The organism is Mycobacteroides immunogenum (genome assembly GCF_001605725.1).
GTDB lineage: Bacteria > Actinomycetota > Actinomycetes > Mycobacteriales > Mycobacteriaceae > Mycobacterium > Mycobacterium immunogenum.
In genome coordinates, this window is record NZ_CP011530.1 from 5,124,729 (window position 1) to 5,138,133 (window position 13,405).

A 13,405-nucleotide genomic window follows, 5' to 3' on the forward strand; every position below is an offset into this window, starting at 1 on the left:
GGTCCCCGCACCTCCGCCGAGATGACACTCAGGTACGGCGTTACTCGGCTTTTGCGTTCGTAGATGTCATCTCGGGTTCGGGTGGCGATCTTGATTTGCCCCGGTTAGGGTTTCGCCATACCGAGGGGAGGCTGACGAATCGTGCTCATTGACAGTGATGACCTGCACATCACCGCATCGGTTGTCCGTGCGATGGCGGACGCGTCGAAGAAGGGTTGGCAGACCCTCGATAGCGCAGCATCCGTCCTGCAGGAGGGATGGCTCGGTAATCGCGCCGACGAGTTCGATGACCAGTACGAGGCTCTGGTGTCGCAGGCAGAGAAGATCTTGAAGCACTTGGATGAGATACCCCAGAAGATCATCAATAATGTCGAGGCCTACCTCGCTCAAGAACAGACCAGCGCCACAGGCATCTCCGGTGTTGACGGACAGATCAACGCGTGATCGACCGACTCGTGTTCGACAGGGAGCACATCGACAACACGTCGAGGACTCTGACCGAGTACTCAGATCAGGTCTCCGAAGCAGTGCACAAGGTCACTGCGGAGGTCGACAGGTCTGAACAGTCTTTTCAGGGTGTGGCTGGCGATCAGTTCCGCGAGAACACGAGGGAATGGCTGAAAGCCGCAGCAGAACTGAAGGACGTACTCGGCGAGATGTCGAAATGGCTGAGCGGAGTTGGGCAGACTTATGACGACGCTCGTGCGATCAACAGATCGATGTTTGACTGATGCCTACCGAGATCGTCTATCGCAACTACTTCAGCATCGCCCGCGACGCTGACGATGCCTCAAAATTTCTGGCCCAGGGCGCCAGTGCCATCACCCTTGCTCTAGAGGGCACCGATTCAATGGCCGGTAGCGATATCGCCGGAAAGCAGTGGGGCGCAGAGTACGACGCAGCCGCCAAAGACATCATCGAGGGCATCAACAGCACCACCGCGGCACTTGTCAGCTTTTCGGCCCGGCTAAAGCAAACCGCCTACAACTGGGGTGAATCCGATGGGCTCCAGGGGTCCCTTCCCGGTGAAGAACGTGCCGACGAGGGACAACCGACGACCGTACAGGCGGCCGCACCGCCGTCCGCGATCGGCGATTCGGGGACAGGGCTCCAAGGAGTCATCGATCTCGTCGGTGAAATCGGTATCCCGATTCCCAATGGGGATACCGGGAAACTCGACACCGCCCAATCTGCTTGGAAGAGTTTCGCCGACAACGATTTACGCGCGGCAATCGATGTCCTAGCGGCCGGACGAGACACTATCGTCGAGGACAAAAGTCCTGAGATCGATCTCATCGAAGCTGAGTATGGCGAAATCCAAAACTCCGTCATTGAGATCGGCAAGGCAGTAGACGCCATCGGCCCGAGTTGCGGGGACTTCAAGGCAACACTGGATAAATTACGGCAAGACATCAAGGACACTGTTGAGCAGATGCTCATCGAGCAAGCTGCATCGATAGCGGTGGGAATAGCGCTCTCATTTGTCACTGCCGGTATCGCCAGTGCGGCGGGCGCTGGTGTTGCCGCCTGGCGCATCACAAGGGCCTCCAAGTACATCAAGAATCTTATTGAGACTGCGGTCACCACAGCCAAACTCTCCAAGACAGGCCGGGTGCTCACCGAAGGGGTCACAAAGTTCAAAGGGGCGATGGAGGCGTTGGCGGCGAAACTCCCCAAGCCACTGCGCCCGGGTAAGACCAAAACGCCTGAACCTCCCAAGCTCCAAGTCACGTACAAGAAGAGCAACCTGGACAAAAAATTCGATTCGCACGCCAGGGATATGTTTGGAATCGAAGGAAACCGAAACAAGGCGAACCTGGAAAAATTTCAGAAATCAATTGAGGGATTTCTTGGTGATCCTGCGAACAAGAGGATCAGCGTGCCCGACTACCATGGCCAAGGGCCAGCGGTGGTTACCTATAACCCAGTCACGCGAAAGATGGTCATGCAGAGGCCGAATGGCGAGTTTTGGTCGTGCTGGGAAATGACCCCCCAGCAATACCAGGGATTACTTAGCGGCGGAAGGTTCTGGTGACATGACGAACGAAGCTCATCACACCGAGGAAGCCGCGTTTTTTACAGCATTGGGAAAACTGGTCGGACAGTATCTCGGCGGAACGATCACCGCGAGGGTCTATGCCCGTAACTTCATGTCGCTGCGATCCAGATTCATCACCGGCGCGGCCGTCGACGACCCGACGGTACGAGACATGTTCACGGACATCGAAGACTACGTACCCGCCTACCAACCCAGTGATCCCACCGAAACGCACGTGATCTCCGAGGCAGAAATGCGACGGCGTTTGATCGAAGAACGAATCCCCCATCTTGAAGAGCGTTACGGCAAGCTCGTCGAGCTTGACTCGCCAGACACTGAATACCTCTCCAAACAAGCCGATTTGGCGCGCAGGATCCGCGATCTGTCGTCCGCGTACGCACAGGGCACGCTCGCCGCGGAGGGTTTCATCGCCGACATCTACTCCGTCCAAGACGTTGGTGACCAATGGCAGGTCTTCCACGACCTCTTGGACACCTCGTATGCGGACGCCGCGGAACTCGAAATGGGCTCCCCTGACGTCGGCAGCGATGCGTATGGACGGGATGCACGATCGCTGGCGGCAGAGCGAACAAAAGCCCTGGAAAGCACCTTTGGTTTGACGGCCGACTGAGCGTGATCTCGGCGCAAAGGGCGGGATTCGCACCTTCGCGCCGAGATCGAGTCAGTTAACTCTCACCGCGAGTGGCGTATTCACGTGCGTAGAGCGTGCCGCCACCCAGTAACAGCAGACCTGTCGCGATGAAGGCCCCGATGCGCGCGATACCGTCGAGGGTCGCGAGGTCAAACAGGAACAGCTTGGCCACAGCCATCGCGGCAAGCACGAATCCTGCTCTGGTAAACCAGCTCTGGTGACGGTAACGGCGCAGACCGCCCAGGAGAAGTGCCACCGACACCGCCATCCAGGACACGGTGGCCGCACCATGACCGAGCAAGAATCCATCATTGTTGCCCAGCAGCGCGGTACCCGAGAGCACCACCGCCGCCGTCCCGGAGTACAGCATCGAGACTCCGGCCAGCACACCACGCGTGGACGCGGACTGCGGGCTCGCCCAGCCGACCCGCTGCGCGGCCGCCAGCACCATCCCGACCGTAGCCGCCATGAGCACGCTGGCGACGACCAAGAGCGGACCCGCCTGTCGTACCGCGCTTATCGAGTCGGTCAGCAGATCCGGCGGCACGTACGCGAGGTAGACCGCTGCGCCCAACGCGCCGAACACCTGCCCCAGCACTAGCGCGACACGATCCCGCAGTTGGTATCCGAGGGCGCAGAAGGATAGTGCGATGGCCAACAGCACCACCGCCAGGAGCGCATCCCGCGCACCATCCACCGAGGCCTGCAACAGCGCCAGACCCGCCACCGCGGCCATGCTGATGCGTGCGTGCGACGGAAGACCACTGACCAGCAGCAGCACCGCGCCCATCACCGCGGCGACACCGACCGGCACCAGCACGCCCAGCGGCCACACCGCGAAGAAGAGCGCACCGTAAAGAACCGGCGACGATGCGACGGCAACCATCACCGATGAGGTGATGTCATCGTGCTCACCGGTGAGCAGCCAGAGCGAACCCACCAGAGTGACCAGCAGAGCCACCACCGACATGGTGAGCAGGGCGACCGACGCCGTGTGGCACACATACATGGCCGCCAGCAGAGTCAGGCTGACGCCAACGGTGCGGAACGCGTGCAGCACCGGCCAATTCCGGCCAAGCTGTGCGGGCAGGCTCGCGATCAGCAACACCAGCGCGAAGGCACCCAGTTCGACGCTGAACCCGTCGGTGAGAAATGGCGCCAGCACCGTAATCGCGGCGACCACACCCGCGGCAAAGGGCTCGGAGTTCCACTGCCGCGCCAACACCAGGCCGGCTCCCGCGATGGCCAGCGCCATGACCAACCCAGCCACCACCGGAATTTTGTGATAAATCACGGTGAGCGCCAACACATCGAAGAATGCTGCCGCGAATCCCGTTGCCGCCGTGGCGATACCACCTATACGACCACCCGGGCGCGAGTACACCCGAATACCCAGGCCCACCAGGGCGCCCGCAAGGACCGCCCCGGACACCATGCGCGGTATCGGCCCGAAGTACCCACTCTTAGCTGCCAGCACGAGCAGCATGACCACACCGGCAAGTGTTACCACCGCGCCCGCGAATGCCATGGCCCTACTCGCGAATCCTTCACGCATCCACAACGGTTCCGGACGGGGCGGTGTGCGGGGAGGGGACTGCACTGGCATCCGCGCAGGCCGCGGCGGCGGGGCCGTTTCGGGAGCAGGCGCGCCGGGGTGTACGGCGCCCTGGGTGCGCCGGTAGTCGTCCCAATACTGCTGGGCCTTCAGGTATTCGGCTTGGGTCCATTCGACCATCCGGCCCCGGAGCGCGTCGAGCTCGCCGCGCAGCGCCCGTTCGCGCCCGTCGAGTTCGTCCAGCGTCGCGGTCATCTGCTGCAACTGTGGATCTGTCATGCTTCTCAGCGTGCTGGGTACGCGCTGCGAGGTGAACACGTAGACCTACCGCCGCCGGTAGGGGTTTCTCACGGTGCTAGGTAGCTCTACTCATCACCGCTGCCCGCGCGATCTGAGAATTGGGTCATGACATGCCCGAGGTATGCCGCTCGCAGGGTGCGGGATGCGAACGACTCCTGTTCACCCCACGGCAGGTGCGGTCTCGTCACCAACAGCGAGGCGACACCGTGCGTCGTCGCCCACAGCTGCAATGCTGATCGCAGTGTGTTGCCGCGGGGGAACCGTTCTTCATCGACGAGTTGTTGCACCACATCTCGTAGGTGCAAAAAAGCTGAGCTGCTGAGTATTTCGTCCGATTCCGCGCCGAGCCGGGGAGGGCTGGCAGTGGCGAAGCGGTACAGCAGTGGATTCTCCGCCGCGTACCGCACGTAGGCCAGCCCCAGCACGTGCAACCGCTCCAGCGCCGTGGAGATGTTGAGGGTCGCCCGCTGCAGCTCTTCCCCGAGCTGTTCGAAGTACCGCGCACACAAAGCGTCGGCCAATTCGTCGGTGCTCGAAAAATGCCGGTACAACGAGGGCGCGGTGATGCCCAGCGCTCGTGTCAATTCACGCGCCGACGGGGCACGCGCCTCACCCGAGCTGAGGATGAGATCCAGCGCCGTGTCGATGATCTGCTGACGCAACTGCCAGCCCTGCCCCCTGGGCAGGCGCTTGCGCGCGGCGGTCGCGTCGCCTTCCTCATCCATCTATCGCTCCCACCGCGTGCCTCGATCACCGCGGAGGTTCGATGGGCAGTGTCGGACCGCCCGGAGGAGTCGGGACGGTGAACCTGCCCTTCGGGGTCGGATCGGTGGTCTTGGCCAGATCAGCTCCCGCGGGCGGCCCTGCGGTGTCGTCTCCCGCGGGCCGCGGCGCGTTCTTCGCCCCACGAATCAGTACCGCCGGATCGTCATCGGCACAGTAGGTATGCACCGGCGGCTCGGGGAAATCGGCCGATGACGGCGGGACCCGCGGGGTGCCGTAGTCACAGGCATACCGCGGATACAGGTCGGCGGTAACCCAGATGCCGTTGTCGCGCATGGTGTCTGCGATCGCACCGAAAGTAGACCCGCGATAGTTCGGGAAGAACGCGTTGATGGCAGGTGTACGCACGTAGAGCATCTGCGACGTCGTGGCCAAGCTGGCCAGCAGCTGCACCATGGTGTCGGAGTTATCGCTGAAGAGATTGTCGACGGCACTCAGGGTTTTCGGTGTCTGATCGATGAGTGTGCGATAGCCGTTCTGCATCCTCGACACACCACGCAGCGTCCGGCCCAAGCTGTCCGCGGTCGCCTGGATCCCGGCGCTCTTGTCGGCGGCCAGGGTCAGCACCACGCGGCTGGTTTTGAGCAGTTTGGTGGTCTCGGGCAGCACCGAATCAAGAGTGCTCAACAAAAAGGTGCCGCCGTCGATGATCTCGGTGAGCTTGCGCGGGCCCTCCTTGCTCAGCCCTAGCTCTTTCTTGATGGTCGCAAGCTTCCTGGGATCAACCTGGGCCAGCACCCCGTCCGCGTCGGCCAGCAATTTGGCCAACGTCACCGGCACCTGCACTCCGTCGCTGATCACGCTGCCGTCTGCCAGATACGGGCCTTGCTGGCCCGGCGTGCCTTCGAAGTTGATGTACTGCTCACCACCGGCCGACAGACCCGTGACGCGCACCCTGGCCGCCGTGGGGATCTTGTACTTCGACAGGATCTCGGCCGTTGCCTCGACACCCTGCGGAGTGATTCGCAGGGTGTCCACGGTGCCGATCTTGACACCGCGTAGCGCGACATCCTGACGCGGCAGCAGTCCACCCGATTCACTCAACTTCACCGTCACTCGGTACGTGGAGGCAAAAGGGTTGGCGCGCAACGCCCCGACGCATAGATACGTCACCGCCAGCACCAAGGTGAGCACCAGCGCCAATGTCGACAGTGCCGACTTCTGGCGGTGACCGGCGCGTACCGCGCCAACCACAACATTCGCGACGGCGTTGATCATCGCCCTGGTCCCGGCGCCGCCGCCACGGGTGGGACGGGTTCGATCACACCAGGCTCGGTGGGACTGGGCCGCACCGGAGTGTCTTGTCCGAACGCACCCTTGCCGACGACCCGTTCCTGCAGACGCCACAGCGTGTACTTGACCGAGCCCGCCAGCTGCGCCCAGTTGTAGCGTTTGGGCCCATGCATGCCGATATCGGCGTAGGAACCCACGTCGGGTATCGAACCGAGTACCAGCTGATCCAGCGAAGCATGCAGCGAAAGCGCATTTCCCGCAGTCGCTTTGATAGCCGTGGGAAAAATTCGGTTGAATGCCGCCAGGCTGGTGTCGGGATCCAGCGCCACGTCATTCCACGCCTTGGCCACCGTGTTCGCGTCGGCAATGATGCTGCGGCCACTGGTGTCGGTGCCGGCTATCGACGGGAATTTCTGCAGCTGGCGCGTCGTGTCGCCCAGCATCAACAGCAGTTCGGACAGCTGCGCCGTGTTGGAGGCCAAGGTCTCCGTCGCCGGCCCGGCCGCCTTCACGATATCGGTGACGACCTGATTCTTGGCATCTACCTGGTCGGCCAATTGCGATGTCTGCGTGAGGGCCTCAGAAATCTGCGCCGAACGCGAGTTCAGCGTTGCCAGTAGCCGATTGGAGTCGTTGAGCAGATCACCAAAGGCTCGTCCTTGATCACCGGTGGCTTTACCGAAACCATTGACCACGTTGGTCAAGTTGCGTACCGCGCCGCCATTGGAGGCCAATGCGGCCGAGCTGAGCACAGACTCCACGGTCGCGGCGGCGGTCGTGGAGTCCAGGCCGATCGTATCCCCGTCTTTGAGCAACGGGCCATCGATGATCGCCCCCTCCGGAGGCCGGATCGACACAAAGACATCGCCGAGTGGTGTGGCCGAACGCAACTCGGCGGTACTTCCCTTGGGCAGTCGGACACCTTCGAGAATCCGGAGCGTGGTGACGGCCGTGAAGTTGCGCACGTGCATCTCGTCGACCTGTCCCACGTCGGCGCCGGCCAGCTTCACCTTCGCACTGTCGGGCAGATTCAGCACATTCGCGAACAGCGCGGTGAGGCGGTATCCCCCACTGCCGATACCGGGCGCCGGTAACGGGAGGTCGCCCAGCCCGTTGGTGGCACATCCGCTGAGGATGGTGGCAGTCATCAACGTTGTCAGCACCATCCGTGCCGTCCGCGCCGCCATTACTTCTGCCCCATCGCCGCGAGTCCGTCCAGCACATAGGTCAAGCCGAAATCTGGTCCGTAGTCTTGCAATGTTCCAGTGCTGCAGCCCAATTGGCGCAGCCCCATCATGTTGCAGATCTCCTTGTCCATCTGGCTCTCGAACAGCAGGCGGTCTGTCATGAACCGAACCCGTAACCGCTTGTTGTCCTGGTCCACGGCGTTGTACATGTTGTCCCAGGCCAGCGGTTGGACGTCGATCCACTCGGAGATATCCCGCTCATGGTCAACCACCGCCTTGAGAGCGGTATTCGAATTCAGGATGGTCTGTTTGAGGTGGTCGCGATTCGCCTCGACGATGTCACCGGCCTGCTTGACCAGTTCGTTGAACCTACGGCCGGTAGAACCGGTGCCCAATGCCTCCTCATCGAGGATCTGGCTCAGTTGATGCACTGTGGAGGCGAATTCACGCAGCTTGCCATCGTTGGCGGCTGCCGCGTCGAACAGCGAACTGACGTTTTTGATGATGGCCGTCAGCTGCTCGCGGGTGGTCGTTCCCCCTTCCGAGCTCAACCGCAAAGCCTTGGACAACTCGCCGAGGCCGGCCTTGATCTTCTCTCCGTTGCCGTCGGCAACCCGGGCCGCCGGGTTGATGACATCGGCCACCGGCCCCTGCCCCTTGCCATCACCCTTGAGAGATAACGAGAGTCGGTCCAGCATGCCCAACACGCGGTCGAACTCCACCGGGGTTTTGGTGTGATCCAGCCCAATGGTGTCGCCGTCCTTCAGCGTGGGACCACCGCGGTACGGCGGCGACAACTCCACCTGACGGTCGGTCAGTATCGATGTGGACAACGTGACTGCCTGCGCATCGACGGGCACCTGCACACTCTTGTCGACGGTGAACTGCACCTCGACGTAACCCGGCATGGGCGTGATCTTGGTGACCTTGCCCACCGGCATGCCCAACACGGCAACCACATTGGATTCATAAAGACCCGAGGCGCTCTCGAATTGAGCAGTCAGGGTGATGTGGTCGGTCGCCGACTTCGCCCAAAACACGCCCACCCCAACGATGGCGCCGACCAATACCGCCGACGCACCGACTGCCGCGATCAGCCGTCTGCCTTTGCCGCCCATGCTCATCACTTACAGTCCTTGAAGTACGGGATCATTCCGAATTGCTTGGCGCGCCCGCTGATCGCGCACATCCATGAATCGACCAATAAACCGTTCGTAAGGTTGATGTCGACGGCGTTGCCGGTGCCGGTGGAGTTGGCGATACCGCGTATCAGAACCGGCGCGATCGGGTACAGGCTACGCAGCAAGTCGTCGTGTTTACCCAGCATGTCCGAGAGTTCACGTGCCGTCTTAAGCATCGCGTTGAGCTGCGCGCGGTCCGTGACCACAACCTTGCTCAGCTGCTCAACCAGATTGGTGAATGACTGCAGCATCGCATGAAAGGTGTTGCGGCGCGTCACAATCTCTTCGAGGATGTCCTGCCCTTGATTGATCAGGACTCCGATACCGGACTGCTGCCGCCGCAGTGTGCTGGTCACCTTTTCGGTGCTCTTGAGCAATGTGCCCAACTGGTCGCGCCGATCGGCGATGACCGAAGACAGCGACTGAATGTTCTCCATCGCGCGCGGAACGACATCCGGCAATCCCTGCAACTGGGTACCCAGCACGCTGAGGGACTGCGCCACCTTGTCGAAATCGACCTGCTCGAAGGTATTTGTCGCCCCTGCCAGCGCGGCCTGCAGATCGTAGGGAACCTCGGTATGCGCCAGATCAATTGTCTTACCCGGCAGCGATCCCGCGCCCCTGGGCCGTACATCGAGGTAGCGAGACCCCAAGATGGTGGTGACCCTGATCGAGGCCTTGGTGTCCTTACCCAGACGAATGTCGTCACGGACCTTCAGCCCGGCCTCGACATGATCGCCCACCAGCTTCATGCTCGTGACGTTCCCGACAGGGATGCCCGCCACGGTGATCGGCTGACCCGGCCGCAGTGAGGCTGCCTGGACGAATTCGGCGGTGTAACTCACGTAACCCAGGCCCATCGCCTTCACCAGCAGCATCGCACCGATAAGACTCGCGATGACCGCGATGGCGATGAATCCCAGCCAGGTCTTGTTATAGGTCTCGACCGGCCGGTTCTTGATCTTCTGCCACCTGGATAGCTCAGCCATTAGCCATGTTCCTGCATCGCGGGGTGTACTGAGCCACGTTCCCCGGGGTCGCCGCGTTGACGATGATCGGAATCACGTCGTTGAGGCCGGGAAAGAAGCCGGTGATGTTCAGATCGCACATGTAGACGTTGATGAAGGCGCCCTCGGAGTAGAAGCGCGACAGGCCTTTCAGCACAATCGGCAGGTTGTCCCCAAGAAAGGCGTACTGCGGTTCAATGCCCACCACATGCTTGCTGAATCCTGGCTGTCGAGTGATGATCTCGTCCAGCGACGGAAACACGTCGTTGGTGATCTTCGACAGGCGGCGCATGGTCTGTGCCAGCGAGCCCGCCGAGGACACCAGCTCGGGGCGCCTGGCGTCCAGATCCGACACCATCTGGCGCGTCTGGGTGAGCACCTTGTCCAAGCTCTCGTTCTGCTGCGCCAGATTGCCGGTCACGGTGTTCAGACTGGTGATCGCGTTACCCAGCGCCTGATCGCGTCCTGCGAATGTCTTTGTCAGCGTGGATGTCTGGCTGATCAGGGTGACGATGGACGCGTTGTCTCCCTGCAGCGACTGAATCACACCCTTGGTGAGGTTGTCGGCCTGCTCGGGCGAGAGGGTGCTGAACAGTGGCTCGTATCCGTTGAGCAGGGTGGTGACGTCGAAAGACGGGTCGGTGCGCTCGACCGGGATGGTCGCTCCCGCCGGCAGCACTGTGCTGCTGGCGGGGTCGCCGGACTTCCCCGGCGACAGGCCCAGATAGCGCTGGCCCACGATGTTTTGGTAGGTCACCGAGGCAATGGTGTTGCCGTACAACCGCTGCTCGTTCTGGACCACGAAGTCGACTCGGGCCTGCTCGTTGTCCACCAGCTCGATCTTCTCGACGCGACCGACCCGCACACCGGCCATGCGCACGTCGTCACCTTCACGCAATCCGTACACGTCGGTGAAGCGCGCCGAATAGGCGGTGGTGCTTCCCGATACCTCACGAAGCAGCGTGGCGTAGACCAACCAGCCGAGCGTCAGGGCCACCGTCATAAAGACCGTCAGACCGATCAATGGACCACGGAATCTCATCAGGCTCCTTCCTTGACGAACGACACTGCGTTTCCCCTGGCCACGGGGCCGAGTAGCAATTGAGTGGCGGAAGTCGCTGAGCCACCGGCGATCACACCGAGCTGGTCCCGCTCACCACGGCTGCCGACGGGGCCGACGTTTCCGCCGTACGAGGCAGGGGCCAGGGCGGGCCGGCCCGCCCCGTTGATACCACCGGGAGCCACCGGCGCGGGCGGTATCGGGGGCACGGCCGGTGCCGGTGGCGGCTCCAGGTCGTCGGGATCGGTGGTACCGGGCACTCGGGGCAACGGGTAGGGCTGCCACGGCGGTAGCGGCGGGTTGGGGTCGGCCAGATTCGGTCCGCCCGGGGGAACAACTCGCGGAGGGCCGACCGCGACCAGGTTTCCGTTGGGGCCGATCTCCGTGCCGGCAGGCGGCGCCAGATCCGCGGGTGGCTTGTAGTTCTGCGGCAGGAGTGTCTCGGGAAGGTCCGGCCGCACTACCTGCTCGGGGGCGGTAAAACAGCTCGGGCCCTTCAGGTCTCCGTATCGAGGACAGTCGGCGCGGGTGTAGGTGTAGCTCGGCGCCAAGGTGACAGCGATCGGCATGTTGACAAGGTCTCGGTCCGCCATCCACATCTGCTCGAACCAGTTCCGTGACATCTTGTTGATGTTCCGGAAGATCGGGACGAACTTGTCGGCGTTCTTGGCAAAGACGCCGATCGGCGGGGTGAGCCCGGTGGTGATGCCGATGAGCTGGTCCGTGTGGTTGTCAAAGGCCTGCTTGTTGGTGCCCACTGTGGTCAGCCCGGCGTGTACCAAAGCCGTCAGTTGCTCGCGCTTTTCCGCAAGGGTCTGCATGGGTTGCACGGCCTGGTGCAGTGAGTCGAGCAGGTCGGGAGCACTGTGTTTGAGGCCCTCGGCGGCGTCAAGAAGTGCCGAAGCCGTTGACGGCCCGGTATCGGTGGCGACAATCGCGTTCAGCTCGTCGATGAGCCTGTGTAGCTGGGCACCACCGGTGAGTAGCTTGGTCCGGCGGCTGTCGGTGGCAGCTCCCACCGCGGCCAGGATTCCCACCGAATTGTCATCGCGGCCACGGCCAGTGGCATTGAGGACATCGCGCAACTTGCTCACCGTGGTCTGGAAGAGCACCGTGGGCAGCTCTTGATCTTCGGCGATGTGAGCCCCGGCCCGGATGGGCGCACCGGCCCCGCGATCCACCAGCTGCACCGAGGACACCGCGAACACATTGCTCGGCACCACGCGCGCGGTAGCCGTCGACGGAATCGACCCGGCGTACTCCGGTTTCAGATTGATGTACACATAGTTCGGCTGGTGGCCGGTCGCCGGGGTCACATTGTCGACCTCGCCGACCAGCACGCCGTGATACTTCACGTCCGACTTCTGCGGCAGTCCGTCGCCGACATTCGTCAGGTCGGCGACCACGCTAACGTAATCATTAAGCCGTCCTGCAGATTTCAAGAGCATGACAGCGGTGAGTGCCGCGATCGACGTAAGCGTCACAACCGCGAGGGTCAGCAGCTGGTTACCGGATGGGCCGCGCCCATCCACCTCGAAGGGGTTCGGCATCTAGCCACCGAGCCTGGCGCCGGCGTCCACGCTCCACAGCGCCATGGTCAGCAACATGTTCACCATCACCACGACGGTGATGGCCGAGCGCATGGCATGCCCGGCGGCAATGCCGACGCCCTCCGGACCACCGCTGGCATAGAAGCCGTAGTAGCACTGGACCGTCGAAGCGATCCAGACGAACACGACCGTCTTGATGATCGAGTACACGATGTCGATGCCACTGACGCCGATACCGAAGTAGTGCAGATACGACCCCACCGAGCCGCCACTGAGAATCCCCACCATCACCTGGCAGGACAGGTAGCTGATCGCGAGGCAGGCCAGGTACAGCGGAATGACCGCAATGATGGCGGCCATCAGCCGGGTGGTCACCAGAAACGGAATCGGCCGAATGGCAACCGAATCCATGGCATCGATTTCCTCGGCGATCCGCATCGAACCCAGTTGGGCGGTGAAGCGGCAACCCGCCTGCATCGCGAACGCCAAAGAGGCCATGATGGGTGCGAGTTCGCGGGTGCTGGCCAGTGAGCTGATGATGCCGGTGGCGGGTCCCAGACCGAGCAGGTCCAAGAAGTTGTACGACTCGATGGCCACCAGCGCGCCCGCGGTGACCCCCAGCACCAGCGCTACTCCCGCGGTTCCCCCACCCACCACCAAGGAGCCATTGCCCCAGGCGATATCGGAGAGGTGGCGGAGAAACTCCTTGGGGTACTGCCGCAACACCACCGGGATGCCGCCCAGCGCCCGGAAGAAAAAGGCCACCATATGGCCGAACCGCATCAACGGCCGGCGGATCCTGTTGTAGATGAGAATGAACGGGCGGCGCCCCGGTGAGAGATAGCTCGATACCGTCATC

The 13,405-nt window shown here is 62.4% G+C and carries 13 protein-coding genes; 4 read left to right on the forward strand and 9 right to left on the reverse strand.

Translation table 11 applies throughout. The annotated features are described in order from the left end of the window. Nucleotides 1-141 precede the first annotated feature (141 nt). The 4 genes from ABG82_RS25335 to ABG82_RS25350 are packed head-to-tail and all read left to right on the forward strand — an operon-like array spanning nt 142 to nt 2,669. A complete protein-coding gene (locus ABG82_RS25335; protein ID WP_043076254.1) occupies nt 142-444 on the forward strand; it encodes a WXG100 family type VII secretion target in 303 nt (100 codons plus the stop codon). Further along, entirely contained in the window at nt 441-731 is a 291-nt protein-coding gene (locus tag ABG82_RS25340) for a WXG100 family type VII secretion target (protein ID WP_043076253.1), read from the forward strand. Before ABG82_RS25335 ends, ABG82_RS25340 begins: the two co-directional genes overlap by 4 nt. Then, complete coding sequence (locus tag ABG82_RS25345) at nt 731-2,035, forward strand: colicin D domain-containing protein (RefSeq protein ID WP_043076252.1); 1,305 nt, start codon at nt 731-733, stop codon at nt 2,033-2,035. The genes ABG82_RS25340 and ABG82_RS25345 overlap by 1 nt, the downstream gene beginning before the upstream one ends. Nucleotide 2,036: 1 nt before the next feature. Next, nucleotides 2,037-2,669 carry a hypothetical protein gene (locus ABG82_RS25350; RefSeq protein WP_043076251.1) on the forward strand — a complete coding sequence of 211 codons (633 nt, stop codon included), beginning with the start codon at nt 2,037-2,039 and terminating at the stop codon, nt 2,667-2,669. A 55-nt stretch (nt 2,670-2,724) separates the two neighbouring features. On the opposite strand, the gene ABG82_RS25355 is transcribed toward ABG82_RS25350, so the two are convergent. Genes ABG82_RS25355 through ABG82_RS25395 form a run of 9 tightly spaced genes read right to left on the reverse strand, consistent with a single transcriptional unit; the run spans nt 2,725 to nt 13,404 of the window. Beyond that, on the reverse strand, nt 2,725-4,563 hold the full coding sequence (locus ABG82_RS25355; protein WP_043076250.1) for a DUF2339 domain-containing protein: 1,839 nt from the start codon (nt 4,561-4,563) through the stop codon (nt 2,725-2,727). Between the two features lie 47 nt (nt 4,564-4,610). Further along, complete coding sequence (locus ABG82_RS25360; RefSeq protein ID WP_043076249.1) at nt 4,611-5,270, reverse strand: TetR/AcrR family transcriptional regulator; 660 nt, start codon at nt 5,268-5,270, stop codon at nt 4,611-4,613. Between the two features lie 25 nt (nt 5,271-5,295). Beyond that, nucleotides 5,296-6,546: an MlaD family protein gene (locus ABG82_RS25365; RefSeq protein WP_043076248.1), complete on the reverse strand. Its 1,251-nt coding sequence runs from the start codon at nt 6,544-6,546 to the stop codon at nt 5,296-5,298. Continuing rightward, on the reverse strand, nt 6,543-7,748 hold the full coding sequence (locus tag ABG82_RS25370; RefSeq protein ID WP_043076247.1) for an MlaD family protein: 1,206 nt from the start codon (nt 7,746-7,748) through the stop codon (nt 6,543-6,545). The genes ABG82_RS25365 and ABG82_RS25370 overlap by 4 nt, the downstream gene beginning before the upstream one ends. Beyond that, entirely contained in the window at nt 7,748-8,866 is a 1,119-nt protein-coding gene (locus ABG82_RS25375) for an MlaD family protein (RefSeq protein ID WP_407661895.1), read from the reverse strand. Before ABG82_RS25375 ends, ABG82_RS25370 begins: the two co-directional genes overlap by 1 nt. Before the next feature lie 5 nt (nt 8,867-8,871). After that, a complete protein-coding gene (locus ABG82_RS25380) occupies nt 8,872-9,918 on the reverse strand; it encodes an MlaD family protein (RefSeq protein WP_043076245.1) in 1,047 nt (348 codons plus the stop codon). Then, a complete protein-coding gene (locus ABG82_RS25385) occupies nt 9,911-10,978 on the reverse strand; it encodes an MlaD family protein (protein WP_043076244.1) in 1,068 nt (355 codons plus the stop codon). Before ABG82_RS25385 ends, ABG82_RS25380 begins: the two co-directional genes overlap by 8 nt. Further along, nucleotides 10,978-12,546 (reverse strand): MlaD family protein, encoded by a 1,569-nt coding sequence (locus tag ABG82_RS25390; RefSeq protein WP_043076243.1) that lies wholly within the window; start codon nt 12,544-12,546, stop codon nt 10,978-10,980. Before ABG82_RS25390 ends, ABG82_RS25385 begins: the two co-directional genes overlap by 1 nt. Continuing rightward, the gene (locus tag ABG82_RS25395) at nt 12,547-13,404 is read right to left on the reverse strand and encodes an MlaE family ABC transporter permease (protein WP_043076242.1); all 858 of its coding nucleotides are present in this window, start codon (nt 13,402-13,404) and stop codon (nt 12,547-12,549) included. It lies immediately after the preceding gene. Nucleotide 13,405: the final 1 nt, after the last annotated feature.

What these genes read in the sequence shown, in the direction of transcription:
- ABG82_RS25390 (WP_043076243.1), bottom strand. Translation starts at nt 12,546, where the DNA reads ATGCCGAACCCCTTCGAGGTGGATGGGCGCGGCCCATCCGGTAACCAG.
- ABG82_RS25350 (WP_043076251.1), top strand. Translation starts at nt 2,037, where the DNA reads ATGACGAACGAAGCTCATCACACCGAGGAAGCCGCGTTTTTTACAGCA.
- ABG82_RS25380 (WP_043076245.1), bottom strand. Translation starts at nt 9,918, where the DNA reads ATGGCTGAGCTATCCAGGTGGCAGAAGATCAAGAACCGGCCGGTCGAG.
- ABG82_RS25345 (WP_043076252.1), top strand. Translation starts at nt 731, where the DNA reads ATGCCTACCGAGATCGTCTATCGCAACTACTTCAGCATCGCCCGCGAC.
- ABG82_RS25375 (WP_407661895.1), bottom strand. Translation starts at nt 8,866, where the DNA reads ATGGGCGGCAAAGGCAGACGGCTGATCGCGGCAGTCGGTGCGTCGGCG.
- ABG82_RS25385 (WP_043076244.1), bottom strand. Translation starts at nt 10,978, where the DNA reads ATGAGATTCCGTGGTCCATTGATCGGTCTGACGGTCTTTATGACGGTG.
- ABG82_RS25365 (WP_043076248.1), bottom strand. Translation starts at nt 6,546, where the DNA reads ATGATCAACGCCGTCGCGAATGTTGTGGTTGGCGCGGTACGCGCCGGT.
- ABG82_RS25395 (WP_043076242.1), bottom strand. Translation starts at nt 13,404, where the DNA reads ATGACGGTATCGAGCTATCTCTCACCGGGGCGCCGCCCGTTCATTCTC.
- ABG82_RS25360 (WP_043076249.1), bottom strand. Translation starts at nt 5,270, where the DNA reads ATGGATGAGGAAGGCGACGCGACCGCCGCGCGCAAGCGCCTGCCCAGG.
- ABG82_RS25370 (WP_043076247.1), bottom strand. Translation starts at nt 7,748, where the DNA reads ATGGCGGCGCGGACGGCACGGATGGTGCTGACAACGTTGATGACTGCC.